This is a genomic window from Desulforhabdus amnigena, from assembly GCF_027925305.1.
Taxonomy (GTDB): domain Bacteria; phylum Desulfobacterota; class Syntrophobacteria; order Syntrophobacterales; family Syntrophobacteraceae; genus Desulforhabdus; species Desulforhabdus amnigena.
The window spans coordinates 4429334-4454380 of sequence record NZ_BSDR01000001.1 but is presented as its reverse complement, the minus strand read 5'-3'; the positions used below and the strand labels follow the sequence as shown (position 1 = coordinate 4454380).

At 53.6% G+C, this 25047-nt stretch carries 19 protein-coding genes; 7 read left to right on the top strand and 12 right to left on the bottom strand.

Translation table 11 applies throughout. The annotated features are described in order from the left end of the window. Window positions 1-185: 185 nt before the first annotated feature. Window positions 186-2558, bottom strand: a complete 2373-nt coding sequence (locus QMG16_RS19065) for a GumC family protein (protein WP_281796846.1) — start codon at window positions 2556-2558, stop codon at window positions 186-188. A 608-nt stretch (window positions 2559-3166) separates the two neighbouring features. Between QMG16_RS19065 and QMG16_RS19060 the strand changes: the two genes are divergently transcribed. Both QMG16_RS19060 and QMG16_RS19055 read left to right on the top strand, forming a co-directional pair. Then, window positions 3167-3901 carry a hypothetical protein gene (locus QMG16_RS19060; protein ID WP_281796843.1) on the top strand — a complete coding sequence of 245 codons (735 nt, stop codon included), beginning with the start codon at window positions 3167-3169 and terminating at the stop codon, window positions 3899-3901. A 271-nt stretch (window positions 3902-4172) separates the two neighbouring features. Then, window positions 4173-5222: a polysaccharide biosynthesis/export family protein gene (locus QMG16_RS19055; protein WP_281796842.1), complete on the top strand. Its 1050-nt coding sequence runs from the start codon at window positions 4173-4175 to the stop codon at window positions 5220-5222. A gap of 133 nt (window positions 5223-5355) precedes the next feature. Here QMG16_RS19055 and QMG16_RS19050 read toward each other — a convergent pair whose 3' ends face one another. From QMG16_RS19050 to QMG16_RS19030, 5 genes are all read right to left on the bottom strand, one after another. Then, on the bottom strand, window positions 5356-6597 hold the full coding sequence (locus tag QMG16_RS19050; RefSeq protein WP_281796841.1) for a M24 family metallopeptidase: 1242 nt from the start codon (window positions 6595-6597) through the stop codon (window positions 5356-5358). 209 nt (window positions 6598-6806) lie between these two features. After that, a complete protein-coding gene (locus QMG16_RS19045; RefSeq protein ID WP_281796839.1) occupies window positions 6807-8363 on the bottom strand; it encodes a DHA2 family efflux MFS transporter permease subunit in 1557 nt (518 codons plus the stop codon). 105 nt (window positions 8364-8468) lie between these two features. After that, entirely contained in the window at window positions 8469-9761 is a 1293-nt protein-coding gene (locus QMG16_RS19040; RefSeq protein WP_281796838.1) for an HlyD family secretion protein, read from the bottom strand. A 90-nt stretch (window positions 9762-9851) separates the two neighbouring features. Then, window positions 9852-11339: a TolC family protein gene (locus QMG16_RS19035; RefSeq protein WP_281796836.1), complete on the bottom strand. Its 1488-nt coding sequence runs from the start codon at window positions 11337-11339 to the stop codon at window positions 9852-9854. A 208-nt stretch (window positions 11340-11547) separates the two neighbouring features. Then, the gene (locus tag QMG16_RS19030; RefSeq protein WP_281797120.1) at window positions 11548-12222 is read right to left on the bottom strand and encodes an HAD family hydrolase; all 675 of its coding nucleotides are present in this window, start codon (window positions 12220-12222) and stop codon (window positions 11548-11550) included. A gap of 332 nt (window positions 12223-12554) precedes the next feature. Between QMG16_RS19030 and QMG16_RS19025 the strand changes: the two genes are divergently transcribed. Together QMG16_RS19025 and QMG16_RS19020 are read left to right on the top strand one after the other, a co-directional pair. Further along, window positions 12555-14543, top strand: coding sequence for an ABC-F family ATP-binding cassette domain-containing protein (locus tag QMG16_RS19025; protein WP_281796834.1), 1989 nt, complete (start codon window positions 12555-12557; stop codon window positions 14541-14543). Between the two features lie 17 nt (window positions 14544-14560). After that, window positions 14561-15454 carry a selenium metabolism-associated LysR family transcriptional regulator gene (locus tag QMG16_RS19020; protein ID WP_281796831.1) on the top strand — a complete coding sequence of 298 codons (894 nt, stop codon included), beginning with the start codon at window positions 14561-14563 and terminating at the stop codon, window positions 15452-15454. 74 nt (window positions 15455-15528) lie between these two features. On the opposite strand, the gene rsmA is transcribed toward QMG16_RS19020, so the two are convergent. Both rsmA and tsaD read right to left on the bottom strand, forming a co-directional pair. Next, window positions 15529-16398, bottom strand: coding sequence for a 16S rRNA (adenine(1518)-N(6)/adenine(1519)-N(6))-dimethyltransferase RsmA (gene rsmA / locus QMG16_RS19015; RefSeq protein WP_281796829.1), 870 nt, complete (start codon window positions 16396-16398; stop codon window positions 15529-15531). Between the two features lie 684 nt (window positions 16399-17082). Then, complete coding sequence (tsaD, locus tag QMG16_RS19010) at window positions 17083-18105, bottom strand: tRNA (adenosine(37)-N6)-threonylcarbamoyltransferase complex transferase subunit TsaD (protein WP_281796827.1); 1023 nt, start codon at window positions 18103-18105, stop codon at window positions 17083-17085. Window positions 18106-18576: 471 nt separating this feature from the next. On the opposite strand from tsaD, the gene QMG16_RS19005 reads away from it, so the two are divergent. After that, window positions 18577-18759, top strand: a complete 183-nt coding sequence (locus QMG16_RS19005) for a hypothetical protein (protein ID WP_281796824.1) — start codon at window positions 18577-18579, stop codon at window positions 18757-18759. An 11-nt stretch (window positions 18760-18770) separates the two neighbouring features. Continuing rightward, window positions 18771-18974 (top strand): DUF6485 family protein, encoded by a 204-nt coding sequence (locus tag QMG16_RS19000; protein ID WP_281796821.1) that lies wholly within the window; start codon window positions 18771-18773, stop codon window positions 18972-18974. A 184-nt stretch (window positions 18975-19158) separates the two neighbouring features. Here the strand turns inward: QMG16_RS19000 and QMG16_RS18995 are convergent, their stop codons facing one another. The 4 genes from QMG16_RS18995 to QMG16_RS18980 form a co-directional block, all read right to left on the bottom strand. Beyond that, on the bottom strand, window positions 19159-19716 hold the full coding sequence (locus tag QMG16_RS18995; protein WP_281796819.1) for a nucleotidyl transferase family protein: 558 nt from the start codon (window positions 19714-19716) through the stop codon (window positions 19159-19161). Window positions 19717-19750: 34 nt separating this feature from the next. Further along, complete coding sequence (locus QMG16_RS18990) at window positions 19751-20407, bottom strand: CDP-alcohol phosphatidyltransferase family protein (RefSeq protein ID WP_281796817.1); 657 nt, start codon at window positions 20405-20407, stop codon at window positions 19751-19753. A gap of 528 nt (window positions 20408-20935) precedes the next feature. Further along, window positions 20936-22255, bottom strand: a complete 1320-nt coding sequence (locus QMG16_RS18985) for a (Fe-S)-binding protein (RefSeq protein WP_281796815.1) — start codon at window positions 22253-22255, stop codon at window positions 20936-20938. Window positions 22256-22545: 290 nt separating this feature from the next. Further along, window positions 22546-23355 carry a sugar phosphate isomerase/epimerase family protein gene (locus tag QMG16_RS18980; RefSeq protein WP_281796814.1) on the bottom strand — a complete coding sequence of 270 codons (810 nt, stop codon included), beginning with the start codon at window positions 23353-23355 and terminating at the stop codon, window positions 22546-22548. Window positions 23356-23672: 317 nt separating this feature from the next. Between QMG16_RS18980 and hisS the strand changes: the two genes are divergently transcribed. After that, window positions 23673-24938, top strand: a complete 1266-nt coding sequence (hisS, locus tag QMG16_RS18975; protein ID WP_281796813.1) for a histidine--tRNA ligase — start codon at window positions 23673-23675, stop codon at window positions 24936-24938. Window positions 24939-25047: the final 109 nt, after the last annotated feature.

Below are 25047 nucleotides of genomic sequence, written 5' to 3'. Positions count from 1 at the left end.
AGCCGGAGGCAAGTGACAGATAACAAAGATGACGAGTGCGGATTGAATCTCCCGATGCTCGTCATCCGTTGCCTTCCTCGATTTTTTCATCCAGACCGCGGAGAGACGACGGAGAAAGACAATCCAAAGGAATCTTCATGTTCTCCGTGTCTCTGTGGTCGATGGGACAAGGTCGCAATGATTCATCAAACCTGAGTCGTCTGTTCAGGCAGGCTTTCCGGCCGGTTTCCGTAGCTCGTATTGTAATAATTGTAATATTTGTAATACTTCGAATAGTATCCCCCGTAACGGCCGCCGCTCACATTGAGCTTATTGACGATACATCCCAGGAGGTTCCCGCGGACGTTCAGGAGGCTGCGACGGAAGATCCTCAGAGCGTCGCGGTGCGTTTCTCCCAGTGTGCTCACGAGGATCACTCCATTCACATAGTTTCCAAGCACCAAGACATCGGCGAATCCCGCCGCGGGCGGAGCGTCGACAATGATACGGTCGAAGTGTTTGCTCAGCATCTCCATGACCATCTTCATCCGGTTGGAAGCGAGCAACTCGGCGGGATTGGGGGGAATCGGGCCGGCGGCAATGAAGAACAGATTGGGGATATCCGTTTTCTGAACCACATCTTCGAGCTTGCACATTCCACTCAGGAGCTGGCTCAGCCCCTTGCGCCTGCCCATCGCGTACCCGGTCCCCTCTCCTTTTCCGTTCCCATTTCCATTTCCATTTCCGTTACCATTGCCGTTTTGACGGAAGACCTTATGGAGGCGTGGCTTTCTCAGGTCCGCATCGATGATGACCACTTTTTCATCCGAGGTGGCGAATACCTGGGACAAATTGCACGAAATGGTGCTTTTGCCCTGCCCCGCATTGGTGCTCGTTATCAGAATGCTCTTGGGCGGTTCGTCCATGGACGCGGAAAGCTGAATGGAAACCTTTGCCGTTCGTATCGATTCCGAAAAGCTCGCCCGGGGCTTGAGCCGGACCAGGAAGTCCAGGTCCTTTATTTCATCGGCTTCTGCAGCAGGGAGGACCCCGATGAGGGGGACTCTGAAGCGATCTGAAATCTCATCCACACGTTTGACCGTATTGTCGAGATATTCCAGGAAGAAAGAGAGCCCGATACCACCCATGAGCCCCACGACGATGGCCAGAAGGAGGTTGAGACGAATATTGGGTTTGTAGGGTTTCAGAGGCAGGGTGGCGTAATCGACCACGTGGATGTTTCCCAGTTCGATGCCGACATTGGCATCGATTTCCTTGGCGCGCTCCATCAAGCTCTGATGGATGAACTTGCTGGTTTCGACTTCGCGCTCCAGCACTTTGTACTGCGTGGCGCGATTGTTGAGCTCCAAAGCCAGGTTTTTCTTCTTTTCAGCCTCTTTCTTCAGGGACTCTTCCTTCTTGACCGCCGTTGCATAATCGTTTTTCACAGAATCCAGAATATGCTGTTCTTCTTTTGCAATGCGGCCTTCGATATCGTTCATCTTGGCTTTGAGGTTCTTCAGCCTGGGATAATCATCCTTGAAAACAGTGGAGAGCTCCTGGTATTCCCCGACCAGCTTGACGTGTTCCTGCCTCAGGTTTTGAATCAGCACGTTTCCGAGAACCATGGGCAGTGAACTGATGTCGTCTTTTATCGCCTGGTTATAGAGGGCTTCCTTGTTGATCCTTTCGCTTTCGGCAACCGCATAGGCCTTATTCGTTTCTTCCAGTTGCCGGTAAATCAGGTTCAGGTTGGAGTCGAGGGATACGATGCCCGCTTTCTGAGCGAAGCTGTTGAGATTGTTCTCGGCCTTTTCCAGATTGATTCGCGCCACTTCCAGCTGTTTTTCAAGCTGCTGCTTGGCAGAGCTGGCGGCATCGATTCTTTTGTCCATCTGCCACGAGATGAATTCCTGTATATGAGCGTTGACGATATCGCGGGCAAGAGCGGCATCCGTGCAACTGAAATCCAGGGAAACGATCGTGGTGTCCCGTTCCGGCGTTACCTTCAGATTTGCCGCAAACTGCTGTTCCACCATATTTTCCGTCTGCAGGCGGGCGAGTTCCGGGTCCAGTTCTTTTTCGCTCTTGAAGGGAAGCCAGGATTTGACGGTTTTCTTCCACTTCCTGACGATGCTTTCTTCCTGGCCGTTTTTTCCGGCCGCGGGATTGAAAGCGGGGTTTTCATCCAGTTTGAGCTTCTCCACCACCCGGCGCGCAAGGGATTCGCTTTGCAGGAGCTTCACCTGCGTCTGCATGAATTCTCTCGTCTGCATCTGGTTGGCTACAACATCCTCGAATTTTGTCACTCTCGGCCCCTGCAAGCTCAGTTCAAGACGGCCGCCGGCTTTGAAAACCGGCTTCATGCTGAGGCTGACCACCAGGGTGGTCACGAAAACCGCCAAAAGTACCGTCAATATGAGCCACTTGTGACGCAGCATGACTTCCAGGTAATCGCGCAAATCGGCAGAATCGTCGTAGTCGGGCGCTACTTCGCGCAGTTCGGTGGAGGGAAGCTGAGATCCCGACACCGGAACAGGGAACTCATTGACAGGGGGGGGCTCAATTTGAGGCTGCATCTGCTACTCCATCTCTACTCTTTAAATTTTCTCAAAGCCTTTTAGAAGGCATTCATACATTTAGAGGTAAAAAAAATCAACGGACCTGCTATACTCCGCGCGGATGAGATCCTGACTTCTTGATGATCTTGTAAGAGCGGCTTCCAGCCGCGACAAGAATAGCCTGCTCTCCAAAAAATCGCACATGGAAGGCGCTCCTACAAAGCTTACAGAAGTCAAGGTTTCAATCGTTCACAGTATAATTCGGAAACGTTGTTTGCAAATTCCAATCCAGAGAGAGTATCATCTGAATGAGAAATTTGTAAACGCTTTCCAGCAGGGTGCAGGTTTTTCAAAATGAGAATGGCTGTCATGCCCCCCCCGGCGCAGCCTGCGGGCATATTTTTTGTATATACATTTTCTCAATGGATTCATAAGATACTCAGAAGCAAACACATGGATTCCCGGTCACACCCTGTTCAGTGTCGCTCACAAAGCCTTGGTGATTTGACATGCCGAAGGTTTTTTTATGGTGAGGCCTGGCAGATTGCCGAAAGGGGCATCCTGTCAGGTATCGTGAAGCTTCAAGTGGATTTAAATCCCAAAAAGAAAGGAGGTGTTTTCGAAGAATGAAGAGGATCTGCAAAATGTGCGTAGTGGGTTTGGCAGCTTTGTTTGTAGCACAACCCATGCTGGCTCTGGCCGCAAGTCCTGCCCGGCTTATTCCTGCGGGTACGGTGAGCGTCCTGGAAAACGGCAAGGAGGTCAATCGCTTCAAATCTGAAATGCCCATGCCTCAAGGCCTTACCATGGCCGTGAACGGCAAGTGCATCATCCAATCCCAAAGCCTTCAACTGGTAGCTCAGGACGAAGCGGTTTTTGCCCTCACAGAAGCTGAAAGCCGCTACGATCTGACGGTGAAAAGCGGCCGTGTGGATTTTGCGATGCGTTCTGAAGCAAAACCCGTTTCCTTCCATACCCCTCATGACCTCATTCGAGCTGAACGGGCGATCGTTCCCGCCGGCGGCAATGGTTTGGTGAGAGGTTTCATTACAGTAACGAAGGACGGAACCGAACTTTCCGTTCAGGAAGGCGCTCTCCAGGTGGTCAGCAGTGATGGGACGCAGCTGATCGAGCCCGGACATTCCATTGTTCTGGCTCAAGCGCGGATGGGCGGCACTACAACCACGAAGGGAACAGAGACGGCAGGCAAGCCGGCCTTGACTTCGGGAACCGGTATGGGTACTCTCTCCTCCTCGGCTATGGTTGCAGGCGGCGTTGGCCTTGCATTAGTCGGCACCGGTGCCGGCTTTGCAGCGACATCCGGTAGCGATGACGACAAAACGCCTGTCAGTCCCAACTAGCACAGGTCGGCAAAAGTTTTCGCCCCTTTGAACGATTCGATTCCCTCTCGAGGGGGACAAGGGGATACATGCAAATACACATCCCCCTTGAATTCCCCTCCAAAGGGGAACTCCAAGAAGTTCGAAGCAGGGTGATGACTTCTGCCGCGCTCTATCAGTTTCAAAAGAAATGTGTTAAAGTCCGGTTTTTATCGGACGCAACACAGGCGGAGTCCTTGCCCCTTCCGGAAGGGCACCGCCTTCCCATTTTTCAAGAGGTAAAACACACCCCATGGACATCCGGATCAAACACTCCAAGACTGCCCGAAGCCTTTTTCTTCAATGCATCTGGGCCGGCATCGCCCTACTGATTGCCGGGTGCGCCAGTGGCGGCAGCGGCCCGAAACCGACCGCAACGCTCGATGAGGTCATCGCAAAAGAAAGTGGAAGTCAGCAGGAAATCAGGGAAATCAATACGAAGCTCTTCGCGTCGGTGAGTGCCGCACCGCAGCCTAAGGACTATCTCCTCGGGGAAGGCGACCTGATTCAGATCGATGTTTTCGAAGCCCAGGAACTGAAGACGGAAACGCGTGTCGGCGCTCGAGGATTCGTGACGCTGCCACTCATCGGCCCCGTAGAATTGAAAGGGCTCACAAGCCGGGAAGCGGAGCAGAAAATAGAGGATCTCTACCGGCGGAAATACCTTCAAAACCCTCATGTGAGCGTTTTTGTCAAGGAACAGGTCTCGGGAAAGATCACTCTCCTGGGGGCGCTCAACAAACCGGGTACGTACAGTTATTTGACACGTCAACACCTTCTTGACGTACTCGCCATGGGTGAGGGACTTTCCGACAAAGCCGGGCGTACCGTGCAGGTGCGACGGACCGAGGAGAATTCACCTCAGCCGATAACCTACATGGTTGATCTGGATGCGCTCATCAAAAACGGCCAGTCGGAAATGAATCTTGAAATAAAAGGCGGGGATGTGGTCTATGTTCCCGAAGCGGGAATGGTTTACGTCGACGGCGCGGTGAGAAAGCCGGGCAACTATCCCATCAAGACGGCAATGTCCCTTCCCGAAGCCATAGCCGCGGCGGGCGGCTTCTCCACCACAGCGGATGAGGGCAATATCAAACTGGTCCGTTCGAATGAAAACGGCAACCGCGAAGTGGTGCAATTGAGCATCAAGGATCTGCGCCAGGACACGAAGGAAAACCTGGAAGTGAAGGACCGCGATGTCATTTTTGTGGAAACCAGCAAGGTTGACGCCTTGCTTTACGGGCTGCGCCTGAATATCGGTGGAGGAATCTTCGGGGTGGGATATCAGCCTCCGCCGCAATGATTCCGGTTTCCTGAACGCTTTTCTCAATTCACCGCGGAAGCACGGAGAACACAGAGGAATCCGGTAAACAGATTTACTCCGTGCTCTCCGTGCTTCCGCGGTGAAGGGAAAGAGAGAAAGGCTTTTACATCGCTCAGAGAATCATCAGCTCTTCACCCGCAGTATTCAATGATTCCAATCCCATGGCCGTAACAAGGTACGTGTTTTCAAGCCCGGTGATCCCTACCCCCGGAATGATGAACTTGGGTTCAAAGGCCAGGGTCATCCCCTCCTGCAGAACCACTTTGTGTCCCTGCGCGATGAAGGGGAACTCGTCGACTTCCAACCCCAGGCCGTGGCCGATGAAAGAAACCCGTGTATCTCCAGATCCCATAAAGAAATCCGCCCACCTGGTTTCTTTGACCCATTGCCAAACCTCTTCGTAAAGCTCCCCGGTGACGGTCCCGGGGCGGGCCAGTTTCTTGAAACGGCCATGAATTTCCCGCACAAATCCATACGCATCCCGAAGTTCCGGGGGAGGCGGGCCGATGCAATAATTGCGCGTCTGGTCGTTGAGGTACCCGTGATAATTTACCATGATATCCACACTCACGATCTCTCCCGCCCGGATTTTCTTTTCGGAAGATCCCTGTCCAAAAGCAGGGCTCGGACCTTCCCCCCCCGTCGGGGCATCGATATAGGAGGAAACGGCAGCTTCGGCACCCGAAAGGATATGCCCGAAATACATCTCCATGTTGAATGCCCTGAAACGGAGCATTCCAAGGTGCCCCGCCCTGCGCGCCACGCTTTCCAGTTCTATGCTCAACTCGAGCTCGGTCATTCCCTCCCGCAGAAGACCCGGCACCGCATCGGCAACCTGGCGGGAGATAGCCTCCGCCTTTCGCATCATTTCGATCTCCCAGGGGGATTTGATCATACGCACCTGCCGGATCCATCCGCTGACATCCACCACCTGCTGCCTGGGAAAAATCTTTTCATCGTAATAGAAAAATATGTTGGCGGGCAGAACGTCAAGTTCCAGGCCGATTTTTCCGGGGGATGCACCGCCGCAGGCGTCAAAAACTGCGGGGGCGAGATCTTTCAGGCTCTTGAGCGGCACAACCGGACGGAGCGGCGACTGTTCTTCGGCCCGTACAACGTCCCGTTTCACCAGAAAAACCGGCTGCCCGGAAGCGGGGACCACCAGATGCCCATCCTGCACCGTACCCGTAAAGTAATAAAGGTCAGCATTTTGACGAATGATGGCTGCATCCACTCCATTTTTGACAAGCAAAAACTGAAGCGCCACAATACGGGATGCGATTTCATTCATGGGAATTTTCAGCATGGCGGAAGCTCCTGTGGAATGGTTCATGGCGAGTGGCTCATAGCTCATGGTTCATGGCTCATGGTTCATGGTTCATGGCTCATGGTTCATGGCTCATGGTTCATGGCTCATGGTTCATGGCTCATGGTTCATGGCTCATGGTTCATGGCTCATGGCGAGTGGCGAGTGGCGAGTGGCGAGTGTGATCCGCCAGGGCATGAGGGGGGAATCCTGCAACGAGGGTTCGAGAACAAGAGGGGCAGGGTCTCGATAACATATCAATGCACTCCCTCCATGGGCAAGGCGGCTCTTTTGGGCCTCTTGAAGATGGGCGTAAAAAAGACAAGAACCGCCGTGATGATGGCCAGGAGCCAAAAAGTATCGTTGAAGGCGAGCATGCTGGCCTGCCTCAAAACTTCTCGATAAACGACCGAGAGCACCCCCGTCTGGTTGGCCGCGGCAGGATAGCTGCTCTCGAGCCACTGTTGAATCTTTTCCGAGTGCATTTGAAAAACCGGGTTGTAAGGGGTCACATGCTCCGCCAGGAAGGTCTGATGGACCTGCGCCCTTTGGGCGAGAACCGTGCTGCTGAATGCCACTCCGAAGCTTCCCCCCAGGTTCCGGAGCAGGTTGAAAACTCCGGAGGCATTCCCTGTTTCCTCCCGCGGAATATTCACGTAAGTCGCTGCCGAAAGGGGCACGAAAAAGAGTCCCATACCGATTCCCTGGATCAGCCGGGGATAGGATACCGCATAAAAGCCGGTTTCCAAGTTAAAATGGGACATGAGCCACAGGGAGTAGGCCATGATCGCCAGCCCGATCGCCAAAAGGTTTCTGGGATTGAACCCCTTCTTCATGAGAACTCCAGCCACCGCCATCATGAAGAAACTTCCCAGCCCTCCGGGGCCAAGGACCAACCCGGCCCAGTACGCCGTGTAGCCCATAAGATTTTGCAGATAGAGGGGAATGAGAACGATGCTCCCGAAAAGGCAGAAAAAACCTGCAAACATGATGAGTGTGCCCGTGGCAAAGCTCCGGTTTCGAAAGACCCTCAGATTGACCACGGGATGTTTCACACGCAATTCCACCAAAACGAAAAGCACCAGCGAAATAACGGCGATGCATGTGAGAATCACTATAAAATTGGAATGGAACCAGTCTTCCCGTTCCCCCTTGTCCAGGACGATCTGGAGGGCTCCGAGCCCCACGGTCAGGAGGAACAGCCCCCATGTGTCGATTTTGAGATGGCGCCGACGGATATACTCGGGATCATGGATAAAAAACAGTGCCAGGACCGCAGCGAGTATTCCTATGGGAAGATTGATATAAAACACCCACCGCCAGCTCCAGCTGTCCGTGATCCAGCCGCCGACGACAGGACCCAGAATGGGGGCCAGCACAACACCCATGCCGAATACCGCCATGGCAATTCCATGCTCCGCGGGGGGGAAGGATTCAAGAAGAATCGCCTGGGATAGGGGCTGCAACCCCCCTCCCCCCAGCCCCTGCAGGATTCTAAAGATGATGAGCACTTCAAGGGATGGCGCGGCCCCGCACATGATGGAACTGATGGTAAAGAGGGTCAAGGAAAAAAGCAGGTAGCGTTTCCTTCCGAAAACACTGGAAAGCCAGCCGGTGATGGGAATGATGACGGCATTGGAAACGAGATAGGACGTCAAAACCCAGGTCACTTCGTCCAGACCGGCATTGAGGCTTCCCTGAATGTGAGGCAGGGAAACGTTGACGACACTCGTGTCCATGACCTCGATAAAAGTGGGAAGCATGACCGTCAGGGCGATGACCCACTTGCTTATGCTGGGTATTTTTTGGCTCATGGCGAGTGGCTTATGGTTGATAGCTCATGGTTGATGGCTCATGGCGAGTGGTCGATGGCGAGCGACTCGTGGCGGGATGCTGCGCAGTTCCCCCCCCGGGACCCGTCACTTTGTACTCTCGTCGGATTTTGTCTGCAAACGGTCCGAGGCCGCCATCCTCAGGCTCTGTCCGCTCCGGTCGGTGGTATCGATGGCGACTTCCAGGGACAATCCCAATCTGAGAGGGCGATCCGGGGGAGGAGGATTATCGAGAAAAATCTTGACGGGGACACGCTGAACGACCTTGATCCAATTGCCGGTGGCATTTTCCGCGGGAAGCAACGAAAAGGCTGCCCCCGTACCCGCTCGAATGCCAGCCACTTTGCCGTGATAGGTATAGCCGGGATAGATGTCGGCGTGAAGGGTCACCGGCTGCCCGATCCGCACATGCGTCAGTTCCGTTTCCTTGAAATTGGCTTCCACATAGAGTTCCTGCAGGGGCACTACGGCCATGAGCGGCTGCCCCGGCTGCACACGGTTGCCCACCTGGATATTCTTTTGAGCCACATACCCCTGAATGGGGGCCTTTATGGTGCAGTAAGAAAGGTCGAGCCTGGCCGCCTCCAGTTCCGCTTTACACCTGTCACGCTGCGCCCTCAGTGATTCCAGTTTATACCGCTTGATATCGACGTCCTTTCGCTGGCTCCTCACAGACTGCAGTTGCGCTTCAGACCGGAGGATTTCCTGGGCTATGGCAGCCAGAGAGGCCTTGACGGCTGCAATCTGGGCATCTATGGCGTTCACCTCAGCCTGCGCTTTTTTGAGAGTCGTGGATGCCTGCTCCCTTTGGCGCTCCGTCCCGGCTCCCTGCCGGTAGAGCTCATGAAAACGGTTGAAGTCTCTTTCCGCCTGGGCTAGGTCTGCAGCGGAAGCCGACCGTTTGCTTTCCAGTTCGCCCAGACGATGGCGCGCCTCTCTCTCGTTGTCCCGCGCCGCCTGAAGGGAAGCCTTGCCGGCATCAACTCCCGACTGTGTCTGAGTATCGGTCAGGGGGACGGACAGCTCGGCGGCCCGAACATCGGCTTCGGCCTGAGCGAGTGTGGCTTCGGCCTTTTCCAGGGCAAGCTGATAGTCTCTTGGGTCCAGTTCCACAAGAACCATCCCTTTTTCCACAAAATCATCGTTTTCTACATGGATATTGATGATCGTTCCCGGCACACGCGCGCTGATCTGTGCGCTATCCGCCTTGACATAAGCATTGTCCGTCGTCACGCGATTGCGCAGGAAAAACCACCAATAGACCGCCCCGAGGAGCACGATCCCTGCGGTGACGAGAAGAAACCACCGCAAATGATGGGTCTGGATCCGACTGTTCTTCTGATTGGGTAGTTCCAAAGCCGCCTTACCCTGCTCTTCCATGACATTTAACCTTCTTTATGTTCGCAAATGGCCGCCCAATGACGATCTTGAGTACCAAACCACTTACCATGAGCCACGAGCCGCCCAACACTACTCCTTCGGTATCACAGAATTTCCAACGGCTCGTTCCAGGTCCGCCCAGGCCAGTTGATACCCATAGAGCGCCTGGAAGTAGTCCGCACGCGATTGGGCCACGAAAACCTGTGCGTTGAGTACTTCCAGGAAAATGACGAGCTGTTCCTTGTACTGCAGGGTTGTCATGCGCTCATTTTCCTGTGCCTGCGAAAGGGCCGTCCTGGCGGTTTCAATATTGGCTCCGGCCACACGAAGCTGTTCGTATGCATCTTCCACCTGGATTCGAATCTGCTGCAAAAGGTCCCGCCTCTTCTCTTCCAGGGATTTTCGACGGTAGCCCAGTTCCTGAATGGCCGCGCGGGTTTTGCCCCCTTCAAACCAATTCCAGTCCACCTTCAGCCCCACCATGGCGTTCTCGCTGTTGGTGAAGTCATTCGTTTCCGCAAGAAAATCTTTCCCTTCACGGTAGTACTGGGCAAAAGCGGAAACCTGGGGATAATAGCGGCTTCTGACCACCTTCACGTTTTCGTCTGTCTGCTCAATGGCCTTCTCCAGGGCGAGATATTCCGGACGCTGTTTTTCCGCGGAAACAAAGAGCTCTGAAAGCTCCGGAGCCGGTCTCGGGCGGATATCCCCCTCTTCGACAACCAGCGGGGTTTCCAAATCGAGATCCAGCAGTTGATTCAAGCGGGATCGAACGATCACCAGTTGCTTCAGGGTCGCTCTTTCCTGCTGTTGCGCCTGGGCCAGAGCCACGTCGGCCTTGAGCACATCGTTTTCCGCCGTGAGCCCCTGTTGAAATTGGGCCTCTGCATTCTTTCTGTGGACTTCCAGGCTCTTGACGTTATCCTTCGCCACCTGAACGAGTTTTTCTCCCAGCAGCACCTGAAAAAATGCCCGCTGGATATCCCGGATCACATTGAGGCGCGTTTCTTCCAGCCGGTACCCCGCCACTTCCTGATCGAGCTTGGAAATATTGAGCTGCGAGGTCAGTGCAAAACCGGTAAAGAGCGGCTGACTGAGATCGATTTCCCAGCGATTGAGGGTGGTATTACTGGTGGGAATCTCATTGTTTTGAATGATAACAAAAGGTTGTTCATTCATATGCGTAACACTGTAGCTGCTGTCCAATTTGGGATAAAAATCCGCCTTGGCCTGCCGGACCTGTGAACCCGCTGCTGAAACATCCTGTCGGGCCGACATGAGGATGCGGTTGTGAGCCAGGCCATAATCGATGGTTTCTCTCAGCGTCAGGGGATGATTCGGCAGCTCTTTGGGAAGCCGGCCGGTCCGCTCCCGTGGGAGATAAGACTGCTCCTGAACACCCGAATCCTCATGGCCGGGGAGGGACGAAACATCCCGCCCATCCATGGGAACATCCCGCATGTCTGAAAAGGCTTCCATAGGCAAATCAGTGGAAGCCTGCCCCCCTTCCACGTAAGCGGCACAGAGCAGGACGAGCGAGAAGGCAACAAAAAGCCACAATTTTTCTTTTCGCATCATTTTGTCGGCAATCCAGAAGATTTACGGCAGTCCTTTAATATTCCAGACACGCATCCACCAAATAAGAGGTTATCCGAAAACCTCCCATGGACTTTGGAACACCCCCCCTTAGTCCCCCCTCGAGGGGGGACTAAGGGGGGGTCGCCGCCAAGGATAGTTTTGGGGATAGGCTCTAAAGTGGCCTAAAATCCAGGTCGAGCTGAAGCGGCTATTTTTCGAGCCATTGAATCATTTTCCCGTAACTGACCTGGTCCAGGCTCTCCACCACTTGGTCGGCATCCTTCAGCTGATCCGCGGGAAAGGAATTGGTCACTCCTACCACATACATGCCGGCAGCCTTGGCCGATTGTATCCCGGCGGGTGTGTCTTCTATGGCTATACAGGCAGAGGGATCGAGGGAGTCGGTCCCCAGCTTCTCCCTGACCCGCTCCAGGGCCACAAGATAGGTCTCTGGGTCCGGTTTGCTTCGACTCACATCGTCGGCTGCGACAATCAAAGGAAAGGCCTCCCTGAGCCCCAACGCTTCCATGAAGGTGAGGACTTCATGGCGAAGTGCCCCGGAAGCCACAGCCAGGGGGACGCCATGTTTCACCAGTTCTTCGACCAAGGCGGAGACGCCGGGAAAACTCGCAACGCCCTTTGAAACAATTTCGAGAAGCGCTTCGGCCTTGGCCCGCATGAGACGTGTCAGCGTGGCCTCATCGAGGCAGCGTCCGGCTTCGCGGAAGGCTTCCCGAAAAGCATCCCGGTCATCGAAGCCGATATAGTATTCCATGTAGTGGTCGTAATCATGGCCCAGGCCGAGAGGAGCCAGGACCACCTGAAATGCCTGATAATGAAGGGGTTCCGTATCCACCAGAATTCCATCACAATCGAATATCACAGCTTTTAAACGGCTATCCGCATCCAATGTTGATGACCTCTTTTCATTCCTGAGTTCGACCTGTAGAATGTTTTCACACAAAATGAACTACCGTTCAGTAAACCCCAGTCTGTTTAGCATTTTTCGGCCCATTCGGAAACGTTTTTGTTGACAATCCCTCCAGTGACGGAGATTTTGGTCGGGGTTTTCAGGTTCCCATGAAAAACAGCCTGCCTTGACGAAAATATACATTTATAATGAATCGACATCTCAGGGTATCCTGAAGCAATCCGGCATGCAGCCACACCGTAGAATCCGGCGCGGCAAAGCGATATAAAAGGAGATTCATTTTTGTGATTACGGTACAAAAAGTAAGTAAGTTTTTGGGAAAGAAGGAACTTTTCGAGGAAGTCTCTTTTCATATTCATCCGGGTGAAAAAATCGGTCTCATCGGTCACAACGGGGCTGGAAAATCCACTCTTTTCAATATCATCCTGGGAGAAACGGAACCGGACAGCGGGACCGTCATAAAATCCAAGAACCTTCGCCTGGGCCATCTGCCTCAGCAATGGGCCCCGCTCGAAGGCAAAACCGTTCTCGCCCATGCCATGGACATCCATGGGGAGCTCCATACCCTTCGAGCGGAACTTCACTCCATTCAACACTCGCTGGAAGCAGAGAGGGATTCCGAAAAAATGAAATCCCTGGCGCTGCAGCAGACCCGTATCCTGGAACAAATGGAACACCTGGGAGGTTACGACCTCGAAGCCCGGGCCCAGAAGATCCTTGCCGGGCTTGGATTCAAGAAAGACCAGCTACAGCTTTCCGTTTCCGCACTCAGCGGCGGATGGGTGATGCGCCTGGAACTGGCGCGCCTCCTCCTGGCCGAGCCCGACCTCCTTCTTCTCGATGAACCGACCAACCACCTGGATCTCAGTTCCCTGCTGTGGCTGGAACAATACCTCCAAAACACCTCCTCGGCCATGATGATCATATCCCACGACCGCACCTTCCTCAATTCCATCGTGAAGCGAATCCTTGAGCTGGAGGGAGGGCAACTCAACGAGTACACGGGAAACTACGACGACTATTTGAAAGAAAAATCCCAGAGGCAGGAGATCCTTCAGGCATCCTACAGAAACCAGCAGGAGCGCATCCGGCAGATCGAACGCTTCGTCGAACGCAACCGGGTCCGGGCATCCGGGGCACGTCAGGCCCAAAGCCGCCTGAAAATGTTGGACAAGATAGAACGTATCGATCTGCCTGCGGAACAAGAGTCGGCCATTCATTTCACTTTTCCCGCCCCATCCCGATCGGGCAAACGCGTTCTGGAGCTTTCCAACGTCCACAAATCCTATGGCGAGCATACTGTTTACGAAGGAATCGACCTGGTCATCGAGCGTGGGGATCGCGTCGCTTTCATTGGGGAAAACGGCGCCGGGAAAAGCACACTCCTGAAAATGCTCGCGGGCGTGGAAGAACCCACGGCGGGGCGGCGCATCGTGGGACACCAGGCTCTCTTGGGCTACTACGCCCAGTACCAGTGGGAGCAACTCCAGCCGGACTGGACGGTCCTGGAGGAAGCATCCTCCGTCTCGGGAGACATGCCCCAGTCTCAATTGCGCAGCCTCCTGGGGGCATTTCTTTTTCGAGGAGAAGATGTGCTGAAAAGAGTCTCGGTCTTGAGCGGCGGGGAAAAGGCCCGGTTGATACTCTGCAAACTTCTTCTTCAGCGGCCCAATGTGCTCCTCCTGGACGAACCCACCAACCATCTGGACATTCCTTCGCGGGATGTTCTGGAGAGGGCTCTTGCGGAATTTCCCGGAACCATCTGTTTTATCAGCCACGACCGGCATTTCATCAATGCCCTCACCAATAAGGTTCTGGCGGTCGATTCCGGCAAGATCCATCTTTTTCCCGGCAACTATAACGACTTTCACAATATCTGGAAAAAGCGGCTTGAAGAGAACGAAACGGCTTCATCCGGTACTTCGGATTCGGCCGAAACGATTTCCCCGGCCACCTCATCCGTGAAAAGTACGCAGGAGAGAAAAAGGCAGGAAGCAGAATGGAGAAATGAACTCCATCGTCGTAAAAAGCCCCTTCAGGAGCAGCTCGAAAAGGTGGAAAACACCCTGGAGAAAGCCCAAAAACAACTGGACCATCTCAATGCCCTTTTGGCCGACCCCTCCACCTACCAGGACGGGAACCGTATTCAAGAAGTACAAAAAGAATACCAGGAATCCCGGCGGCAGGTGCAGCGGCTGACCGAACAGTGGGAAGAACACGCTCTGGCGTTGGAAGAACTGGAAAAAAACTTTCAAAGAGAAAAGTCAAATTAGACCGGGAGCCCCATCTTATGGACATTCACCGCCTGGAAGTATTTTGCAAGGTATTGGAATTACAAAGTTTCACTAAAGCGGCAGATGCCGTTTGCCTGACTCAGCCAACCGTGAGTGAACACATACGCGCTCTGGAGGAATCCATTGGGGAAAAACTGGTGGACCGCCTGGGTAGAGAGGTCCTTCCTACTCCGGCAGGAAAGATCCTCTACAGGTATGCGCGCGACATTATCCTGCTTCGGGACGAAGCCATCCAGGCCCTGGAAAAATACAAGGGAAAGCTCTCCGGGCATTTACTCATCGGAGCGAGCACGATTCCTGGGACCTACATTCTTCCCCAGCTCATCGGATCTTTCAAAGACGTGCACCCGACGATTCAAATCACCCTGAAAATTTCGAGCAGCGCCGAGGTCGTGCAGAGGATCCTGGACGGGAAGCTGGAGATGGGCTTGATCGGGGCCCGTTGGGATGACCGAAAGATCGTTCTTGAAGAAATTTTTTCCGATGAGCTGGTCCTCGCGGTCTATCCCGAACATCCCTTTGCCCGGAAAGAAGCCGTGGAACTGGAAGAAATTGCCAAAGAGCCTTTCATTCTCAGGGAAAGAGGCTCCGGAACGCGAATGGTGATGAACCGCGCCCTGGAAGAAAACGGTTTTGCGCCGTCCAGGCTCTCCGTGGTGGCCGAGATGGGAAGCACCGAGGCGGTCCGCCAGGGCATCAAGGCCCGCATCGGCATCTCCATCCTCTCCGCGAAGGCCGTCTCGGAAGATCTCGAACGGAATTCCCTCGTGGCCGTGCCTTTGAAAGGGGTCCGCCTCCCGCGTTCCTTCTACCTGATCCAGAGAAGAAACCGTCAGCCCTCCCCTCTTTGCACGGCATTTCTGAACCACGTTCGGGCTCATTCTTCCTGAGCGTCGGCGCCACGATGCCGCTCTTTTTTCCCGCCGGTGCGGAAGGGATATCGATCCGATTCCGTTGAGCAAGCTCAACCGGCCCTTCCCCCTTTTTTCTGCAGCCCCGCTTGCATGATTCTAGCCAGGTGCAGAAATTCTTCCGGACTGAGGGTCTCCGGGCGCCTCCTGGGGTCGATTCCCATTTCCTCAAAAGCCCGCTCCAGGAGTTCCCTATCCCCCCCGAAAAGGCTTTTGAGACTGTTTTGAAGCGTCTTTCGCCTCTGCTGGAATGCTGCGTTGACCATGTTTCGCAGGAACTTGAAAGAAGGAGGCTCTTCAAAGGAATCCCGGAAAAAGTCTATGCGCAAAACCAGGGAATCCACTTGAGGCGGCGGGTAAAACTGTCCCGGCCCGACGGTAAAAAGGGGGGTCACCCGGGCGCAGACCCCGAGGAGCACAGAAAGGACGCCGTAATCCTTGGTTCCCGGTTTCGCAGCCAGGCGCTCTCCCACTTCTTTTTGTACCATGAAGACCGCCCGTTTGATGACTGAAAGGGAGTCCAGCAGATGAAAGACAAGGGGAGAACTGATATTGTAGGGCAGGTTGCCCAGGATCACGAGCCCTTGTCCTTCGGTTTGCGCCAGAGACTGAAAATCGAAGGTCAAGACATCCTGCTGATGCACTTCAAAGATGCAGGGTGAAGGCGGAGTCGCCTTCACCAAGTATTGGGCCAGGTCCCGGTCCAATTCAACCAGGTGAAGGCAGCGAACTTTGGGGAGAATGAACTGGGTGAGAGCGCCGAGCCCGGGGCCCACTTCCACGACCACGTCCGAAGATTCGAGATCGGCATTCCGTACAATGAGTTCGGCCGTCTTCAGTTGCGACAGAAAATGCTGCCCGAAGCGCTTTCGCGGCCGCGTGCCCTGGAGTCGAAAATACTGTTGAGGAGTAAGATAATTCATAGAAGTAGCTGATGGCTCATGGTTGATGGTTGATGGCTCATGGTTCATGGCTCATGGTTGATGGCTCATGGTTCATGGTTGATGGTTCATGGTTCATGGTTGATGGAAAATAGTCTAAGTACCTATCCAGAAACCACCTGTGGACTTTGCGACACCCCCCTTGGTCCCCCCTCGAGGGGGGAATTAAAGGGGGGTGTCGCTGCCGGGGTAGGTTTTCGGATAGGCTCTAAGTACCGAAAATTGTAAATACGCGGCCATTTCTTTGTATGAACGGTTTCCATCCGTGACAGGAACCGGCAACCGCACACCTTGTCGCGGCAGGATGCCGCTCTTACGAAAACGTATGGGTAAACGGCTGAGTAATTACGAAGACCAGTACCAAAGATGAAGGTATTCGTGCATGGGGCTTGGGGAAAAAAACAAGCCCACCGCAGTATCCTGATTTATCTAAACGTCTGATCAAATGATGTCATATCCCCCCGTGCCATTCGCCATTCGCCATTCGCCATTCGCCATTCGCCATTCGCCATGAGCCATCAACCATCAGCCATGAGCCATCAACCATCAGCCATGAGCCATCAACCATCAGCCATCAGCCATCAGCCATCAACCATCAGCCATCAGCCATCAGCCATCAGCCATCAGCCATCAGCCATCAGCCATCAGCCATTCGCCGCGAAGCGGCTATACATGCCATCGTGAAACCGCGTCTAGTTCCAGTGGATCGAGGCAGAAGCCGGAGCGTTTCCAAACGGTGAAACCTGCGGCAGCGATCATTACGGCATTGTCTGTGCACAAACGCAAGGGCGGCAGGTGTAAATTCAACTGATGCTCGAAAGCCGCTCCCGTCAGTCGCTGCCTCAGACGGCTATTGGCGGCGACCCCCCCTACCACGGCGACATCTTTTGTTCCCGTGAGGTTCGCAGCCCGCACCGTCTTGGTCACCAGGACGTCCACGACCGTCTCCTGGAAGCTCGCCACGAGATCTTCAATGCGATAGGAAGGCGATTCGTTTTCACCGGCGGGAAGACCGTGGTGGCGGACAAAATTGGCAACAGCCGTCTTGAGTCCGCTGAAACTGAATTCCAGGGAATCTTTTTCCATAAAAGCCTTGGGAAACGCAATGGCATGGGGATTCCCCTTTACGGCGAGCCGATCTATTTCGATACCCCCCGGATATCCCAACCCCAGGAGCTTGGCGACTTTGTCGAAAGCTTCCCCCGCAGCATCGTCGCGTGTGGCCCCCAGGAAATGATTTTTTCCATCGGGGTCCACCCGGTAGAGAGCGGTGTGCCCTCCCGAAACTACCAGGCAGACAAAAGATTCCCGGGGAGAAGTCTGCCCCAGGAATGCCGCGTGCATGTGTCCTTCCAGATGGCTCACAGGAATCAGGGGCTTGCCTAGCGCGTAAGCCATTGCTTTGGCGGCGCCAATCCCCACCAGCAAAGCTCCCACCAGGCCGGGCCCCTGCGTCACCGCGATGGCATCCAGATCCTCCGCCCCAACCCGGGCTTCTTCCAATGCCTGAGCAATGACCGGCAGGATGGCTTCCACATGTTTTCTGGATGCAAGCTCGGGGACAACGCCCCCATACGGGCTGTGGACGGCAACCTGGCTTGCAATCACATCGGAAAGAATTTTTTTCCCATCTTCCACAACAGCAGCGGCTGTTTCATCACAGGAACTCTCCACCCCCAGTATCAACATAATAAAACGACAATCCTCTCAAGTTTCAAAGATTTCCATTTACACGCCGCACAAGCCGTTCGCAGTATATATTTCATTTGCTTTTTGTGCGCCACTGCGTTTTTCTCCCGGGAAATGACCTTCCGGAAGCAAAAGAAGCATACCTCTGCGGTACGGATCAAAAAAGATGTCGGCAAAAGCGAAACCCAAACGACATTTCAGAAGAACAGGGTTCCGGAAATCATCCTATCACCAGCGGTTCTCCCAGGGCAAGAACTCAAGGCCGCTCAGGAGCAGCCACGCTCTAATTCATTGATCGGGACAATTCCTTATGCTAAAAAGATGCACCGTGAAATCGGTATGTTTTCATGGTCCGGCAGCCCACGACGAAGCATCCATCCATATGGAATACGGATGTATTTTTCCGTTTGGGCAAACGAAAAGAAAACGGTTCGGTATGATTGAAATCAATTTCATACAAGGGGATATATCATGAACTGGCCATGGAGATTGGGAATGTTCATTCTGACGGGAGTTCCCGGAATCGTGGGAGGAGGTCTCGTTTGGTCCCTCCTGGGAAACTGGCCGGCAATACTGGTCTATGAACTGATACTTCTCTGCGCGATGAGTGTGGTCATCATCAAGGGAGGAAAGGCCTCGGGCCGTGCTCATTAGGAGTGGTTTTCATGGAATGTAAAAAGGAGCAAAACCTCAAGAACTGCCCCTGCAGTTACGACCCATGTTCCCGAAAGGGGGTGTGCTGCGACTGCATCCGATACCATTTGAAAAACCGGGAGTTGCCGGGGTGCTGTTTTTCAAAAGATGCCGAGAAAACTTACGACCGGTCCTTTGAACATTTTGCCAGGCTCGTAATGGAAAAAAAGATTTGAGGGGAAATACGATTTCGGAAATATCGGCGCTAGGCTCTGTACGCAAACTTAGTAGCTCCTTGGAATGATAGGCGTTACGTCATTCCGGCGAAAGCCGGAATCCAGATTCTATCAGGCTTTCTGGACCCCGGCTTTCGCCGGGGTGACGGCCATCATAGGAGTAAGGCGAGTTTGCGTACACGCCCTAGAATGATTGAAGAGTTCTCAGCCTTTCCGGTATATTCCATAGATGCATGAGGGCCGCAGTCGCCGGGGGCACGAGATGTTCCCAGGGCTCGCCCAAAGCCATGCTCCTGCGGATATCGCTGGCGCTCAAGCCTTTGTCTTCCCGTTTTTTCTCCCACAGCACTTCTGTTCTGAGCCCCATGCTCCGGAACCGATCCAGCTTTCTGCGTCCCCATTCGTCGTAAATGGTCAGAAAGAAAAGGGCGTCCATGGGCACGTAGTATCGATACAGTTCAGGCAGATTTATGGGGAAAGGGACTATGGAAAAATCGAGATGGTGGACGCCGGCCTCGATCAAAACATTCCGGGTCATGGAATAACGTTCGAAATAAGTCAGCGGATTCGCCTGGGGGCTGCTCCGGTGAGGATCAGCGGCATCGTCCCGTGTCAGGAGGGGATCGGGATTGGTGATCCCCACAACGAGATGCCGGCACCGGGCTTTTCCGGCAAGAAGATACTTGAGATGATCGTTATGAAGAACATGAAACCGGCCGTGAATCACTCCCAGTTCGACCATTTTCCCCTCGTATAGGCTGAAAACCGTGAAGGCATCAAAGCGGTTGGGTGCTGCGAAGGGTGCGCATGAGGCGTTTGATGACCACTGCGTTGGGATGCACAACCAGGTAGAAAAGCGCTACGATGGGCAATCCCGCCCAGAAGAGGCTCCCCCAGGCACAAAGGATCGTCACGCTGGCGCGTGTCCCCTTGCTGGCGAGAGTCGGAGGCCCGAGATCCAGGCCGAGCGCATCGCCACGGGCGGTGGAGTAACTGATGAGATTACTGCCGATAAGGGCCAGCGCTGCAAGAATAACGAGAAGCCAGGACGGCATGGGAAAAGGCAGGCGGTAAAGATAGATGCCAAGGCCGATCACCATGGCCCCATCGGCGTACCGGTCCAGAACGGAATCCCAGAACGCCCCTCCTTTGCTCTGTCGATCCGTAAGGCGTGCCAACTGGCCATCGACCCCATCCAGGACCTGCGCACATGCCGCAACGCATCCGGCGAGCCATCCCCAGCCCACGGCAAAAATCACTCCAGCCAGCATCCCCAAGCATGCCGAGGCGAGGGTGATCATCCAGGGATGGAGCCACTGTACATGTATGAGCCTCGGAGTGATTTTTGCCGACAAATGACACTTGATCCACTTGAGAACAAACCTGTCCGTCGGCTTGGTTTGCCAGAAATCGGGTACGTCCCTCATGATCATCAAAACAATTCCCCCTTTCCATCACACCTGGCAGCGCTTCATGCAAACCCGGTCTGAAAGATCGAAAACGGTGGCTGGATGCTCGACGTGTCCATCTTTTTTGATGGCACGATCTTTCCGCCCTCTCTCAAGACGATGGATTCTGAGGGAAACATTTCGCGGGGGGTATGAAAAGGGTGGAAATTCAGAATCGGCGAAGGATCGAAAGTCGGAAAAGAGGCAGACGATGAGCGTAAGACTTCCCGTTGAAATACGTCTCATGGAAAAAGCCGTGCATTTCCCCAGCAGGGGAGAGAATTTGCGACGGAGCCAGCGCCACATCCAGAGCTAAAAAGGGAGATGCACGCAACTTTTTCCATTTGCTCAAACTGCCCTCTTGCGAGGGCAGAACAAAGCCGTACAAAAAACACCACCAACATATCCGGCGGCGCTAAAAAATGCCGCCCCATACGATCGATCCAGCCATTCGTATTTCAGCATACCCGATCGCACCCGGAGTGAAACCTCAGAAAGCAGATCGAAAGATCCCTACTCTTCTTCCTCCTCGATTTCCACTCCCAGCCTGTCCCATTGAGCCTTGGCTTCCGCTTTGGCTTTGGCGATCTCTTCATCCGTCCACGGGTCGATGACCAGGCAGTCCGCCACCAGTTCCCAGATGTATTTCACTTCATAGTTACAATCCTTATAGAACTTGGGCAGGCGCTTCTTCATCATGTCATGACAATTGGAACATCCCATGACGACAACATCGGCACCGCTGTTCTTGATCTGCTGATACTTGAAGCGACCGTGATAGGCGGACTCTGCTTCATAGGGTCCCGGCCACATTCCACCGCCCGCTCCGCAGCAGTAGTTGAGGCTACGGGTCGGTTCCATTTCAACAAAGTTATCCACGCACTGCTGGATGATCCAACGCGGTTCGTCATAATAGCCGTAGCCGAAAGCACGTTCCAGTTCGCGGCCGTGTTTACAGCTGTCATGCCAGGTGAAAGTCTTGCCGGCATACACGCTCTTATCGAGCTTGATCCGCCCGTTGGCTATGATTTCCTTAAGATAATCATAGAGGTAAATGTGATTGATCTTGTTGTTGGGGTCTTCCTCCACACATGCCTTCATGCCCTTGCGGCAGCCATAGGAACCACCACCGCAATCCGGCATGATCATGCGAGCGATATTGTGCTGCTTTACGAAATCGATTTTTCGCTTGGCCAGTATCTTGGTCGCTTCAAAATTGCCTGTGAAAAGCCCCCAGTCCACAGCTTCCCAATTTGTAGAGGGAATGGTCCAGTTTTCTCTGGCTGCGTAGAAGATCTTCCACCACCAGATCATGTCATCGTTGTCTGCAAAGACTTCCTTGGAATTGGGGAAAAAGAGGATGTCCGCGTTGTCCTTATCGATGGGGACATAGAAACCCGGCAATTCCTCGGAGAGTTCCGTACCCATGTCGGCCATGAGGAAGAAATAATCCTCCTGGGGAATGGCCATATTGTTTCCGGTCTCGAGAACATTTGCAACACCCTTATGCAGGATTCCCGGCACCTTGTCGCGAGGCCTCAGGTTTTTCATCTTCGCCATGATACCCACGATATCGATGTTCATGGGACAGGCATGCACGCAGCGGCCGCATCCCGTGCAGAGCCAGGGAAATTTGGCATCCACCACCTCATCTATCATGCCGAAGGCCAGCATACGCAGCACTTTTCGAGTATCCAAACCTTCTGCGCCCGGATCTCCTGTAATGGGACAACCGTTTGTGCAGGTACCACAGGTCAGGCACAGATTCAGGTCATAATTCGATAGGTATTGCTGAATGGAGTCCGGGAGATGCTTACGTTCTATCGCTTCCATGGCTATTCCTTTCTAAAGGTCCTCACTTCTTTCGGGGCATCAAATTTCATCTCTCGTCGCCGCCGTTCAGTGAAAATAAAACATCAAAAAACAGGCAACGGTTCATAGTTACTCTGAATGATTGGCCTCAGCCTTTATAAACTAAAATTCACAAATCATTATACTCTCAGCTCTCGACCAATACAAACTAATTTTTCCGATATGCTTCAGGATAGCCAACATACCTAAATTCAAAAGCATTATTTCATCGGACAACCACTCGTACAGGTAGAACAGACATATTTTTCATGTCAGCCCGAATTTTCGAGGGAGGGGACTCGGCGCTCACTGAGAAAAAACTCTTCCACCACTTTCCGGGTCGAGCAAAGGGCCTCCTCTTCACGCAACTCCAGGACCCACCAGTCACATGGCAAGGCATTCAGAAGTTCAAGGCGATCGACGATATCTTCGAGATTCTCAGGAGGAACATGCCCATCTTTGCGCTCCTCATGATAGACATGAGCATTATGAATGCATTCCGCATGAGGCAGGATAAAATCCTCAAAGGCATAATGCTGACTCTCCACAGAACGGCATACCCTCGCATGACCGATATCGAGGGTTACACCGGCCCCGGACTTTCGTACCAGTTTTTCGAAGAGTTCCGGACGGCTCGACCATCCGCTCGCGAGGTTTTCCAGGCAAAGACGAATTCCAAGAAACCTGGCGTAACGGACCAGTTCGGCCAGTTCTCTCACCGTCTCATCCCAAAGCAGGTCCTCCATGGAAGTCCGCCCCAACCCGAGATGCACGGTCATGTATTTTCCATTCATTTTGGAAACGACACGGCACGCCTTCCTGAAAGCTTCCCGAGCGGTACGGGCCCTTTGCGGGTCGGCATCTCCCGGGTCCAGGCCGTCGAAAGCACAATGGTAGCGCACATCCAGCGGTTGCAGACGCGAAACGGTTTTCAACAACCGGGTTTCCTCCATGGGAGTTTCAGGCAGATCTTCGATTTTGAAAGTCCAATCCACGCCATCGAATCCGTGAGCCAATGCAAATCTTCTCAGCTCGTTCACGTCAGAGATAAAATTACACAAAGCCAGTTTTGGTCGCTTCATATCTCCCGCCCGGAAGAGATTGTTTTTCTTAAGGAAAAAAGAGATTATGGTCTTGTCCCGCATTCCCGGGAATCCAAAGCTTTTTATATATAAGCAGAAACATTGCCTTATTCAAATTGGTAGTTTGGATAAAATGAAGGATATCCATTGGAAACATTGATTGAAGAAGGTTTTTTTCATCTGCGGAAATCTGCCCAATCTGCGGATAAGAAAGGGACACCTGCGAGTCCGATGTTTTTCTTGACTTTTCATGGACCCTTTTCTAAAAAGTTTCGTTTACGATAAAACAATTCAAATAGATTTGATCAAGGACTATCATGGAAAGCATCCAAGCCGTTAAAGGCATGAACGATATTTTGCCGGGCCAGATCGAATGGTGGCAGAAAGTGGAACGGATTGCACGCCAGGTGCTCGAGGACTTCGGATACCGGGAAATCCGTACCCCAGCCCTCGAAAAGTTGGAGCTTTTTTCCAGAGGAATCGGCGAAAGCACCGACATCGTGGAAAAGGAGATGTATGTTCTGGAGGACAGCAAGGGGGAAAAACTGGCCCTCCGTCCCGAAGCGACCGCTTCCGTGGTGCGCTCTTTCATCCAACACAAACTGCACGCCGATCCCTTGATGCAGAAGTTCTACGCCATTGGCCCCATGTTCCGCCATGAAAGGCCTCAGAAGGGCCGCTACCGCCAGTTCCATCAAATCGACGTGGAGGCCTTCGGAATCGACGACCCCATGCTGGACGCAGAGGTGATGTACATGCTCCGCATCTTTTTGGAGCGGGTGGGGCTCACCGGCGTGGTGTTGCACATCAATTCACTGGGTTGCCCGGAGTGCCGAAAGGCCTACCGCAAAGTGCTGCAGGACTATCTGGAAAGATATGCCGATGCACTCTGTCCCGACTGTCAGCGGCGGCGGCACACGAACCCTCTCAGGACCTTCGACTGCAAGGTGGAACGCTGCAAGGAGCTGCTTGAGGGCGCTCCCATGCTCCTGGAATCCATTTGCAGCGAGTGCGCAGAGCATTTCGAACGCGTCAAGTCTTATCTGAAAGACCTCGATACGCCCTTTGTGATCAACCCGCGAATGGTGCGGGGGTTGGATTATTACATGCGGACCACGTTCGAAGTGATCACAGACCGCCTGGGAGCCCAGAATGCCGTAGGAGGCGGAGGAAGGTACAACGGCCTGGTGAAGGACCTGGGCGGACCCGACCTTCCGGGGATCGGCTTCGCCATTGGAATGGAGCGTCTCATACTGCTCCTTCAGCAGGAAAGCGAAGAGCAAAGGCGCAGCCCCCAGGTTTTCGTGGCCGCTTTGGGCGAAGCAGCCAGGCAGAGAGCCTTCCTCCTCACCCAGCAGCTCAGGAACGCCGGCCTTGAAACGGAAATGGATTATGAAGGCCGCAGCCTCAAAAGCCAGATGCGTCGAGCGGACAAGTTGTCCGCCCGTCATGTTTTGATCCTGGGTGAAGAAGAACTGGCACGGGGAGAAATACAGCTGCGGGACATGATGGAAAAAAGTCAGAGGAATCTTCCTCTTGAAACAGCGGCTGAAGTTTTGAAGGGAATTTGCGGCGGGAAATGAGACCGGCATTGAGTCTCCAGCCTGTCGGAACATATATTTTGAGCAGAGGGGAGTGAGTCAGTTGGAAGAACAGCAGATCGGCATGCAGGACAATTACGAGACAAGCAAA

Excerpts from the sequence above, each read along its gene's own strand:
- QMG16_RS19065 (WP_281796846.1), bottom strand. The coding sequence starts at position 2,558 with ATGCAGCCTCAAATTGAGCCCCCCCCTGTCAATGAGTTCCCTGTTCCG.
- QMG16_RS19060 (WP_281796843.1), top strand. The coding sequence starts at position 3,167 with ATGAAGAGGATCTGCAAAATGTGCGTAGTGGGTTTGGCAGCTTTGTTT.
- QMG16_RS19055 (WP_281796842.1), top strand. The coding sequence starts at position 4,173 with ATGGACATCCGGATCAAACACTCCAAGACTGCCCGAAGCCTTTTTCTT.
- QMG16_RS19050 (WP_281796841.1), bottom strand. The coding sequence starts at position 6,597 with ATGAGCTATGAGCCACTCGCCATGAACCATTCCACAGGAGCTTCCGCC.
- QMG16_RS19045 (WP_281796839.1), bottom strand. The coding sequence starts at position 8,363 with ATGAGCCAAAAAATACCCAGCATAAGCAAGTGGGTCATCGCCCTGACG.
- QMG16_RS19040 (WP_281796838.1), bottom strand. The coding sequence starts at position 9,761 with ATGGAAGAGCAGGGTAAGGCGGCTTTGGAACTACCCAATCAGAAGAAC.
- QMG16_RS19035 (WP_281796836.1), bottom strand. The coding sequence starts at position 11,339 with ATGATGCGAAAAGAAAAATTGTGGCTTTTTGTTGCCTTCTCGCTCGTC.
- QMG16_RS19020 (WP_281796831.1), top strand. The coding sequence starts at position 14,561 with ATGGACATTCACCGCCTGGAAGTATTTTGCAAGGTATTGGAATTACAA.
- rsmA (WP_281796829.1), bottom strand. The coding sequence starts at position 16,398 with ATGAATTATCTTACTCCTCAACAGTATTTTCGACTCCAGGGCACGCGG.
- tsaD (WP_281796827.1), bottom strand. The coding sequence starts at position 18,105 with ATGTTGATACTGGGGGTGGAGAGTTCCTGTGATGAAACAGCCGCTGCT.
- QMG16_RS19005 (WP_281796824.1), top strand. The coding sequence starts at position 18,577 with ATGAACTGGCCATGGAGATTGGGAATGTTCATTCTGACGGGAGTTCCC.
- QMG16_RS19000 (WP_281796821.1), top strand. The coding sequence starts at position 18,771 with ATGGAATGTAAAAAGGAGCAAAACCTCAAGAACTGCCCCTGCAGTTAC.
- QMG16_RS18995 (WP_281796819.1), bottom strand. The coding sequence starts at position 19,716 with ATGGTCGAACTGGGAGTGATTCACGGCCGGTTTCATGTTCTTCATAAC.
- QMG16_RS18990 (WP_281796817.1), bottom strand. The coding sequence starts at position 20,407 with ATGATCATGAGGGACGTACCCGATTTCTGGCAAACCAAGCCGACGGAC.
- QMG16_RS18985 (WP_281796815.1), bottom strand. The coding sequence starts at position 22,255 with ATGGAAGCGATAGAACGTAAGCATCTCCCGGACTCCATTCAGCAATAC.
- QMG16_RS18980 (WP_281796814.1), bottom strand. The coding sequence starts at position 23,355 with ATGAAGCGACCAAAACTGGCTTTGTGTAATTTTATCTCTGACGTGAAC.
- hisS (WP_281796813.1), top strand. The coding sequence starts at position 23,673 with ATGGAAAGCATCCAAGCCGTTAAAGGCATGAACGATATTTTGCCGGGC.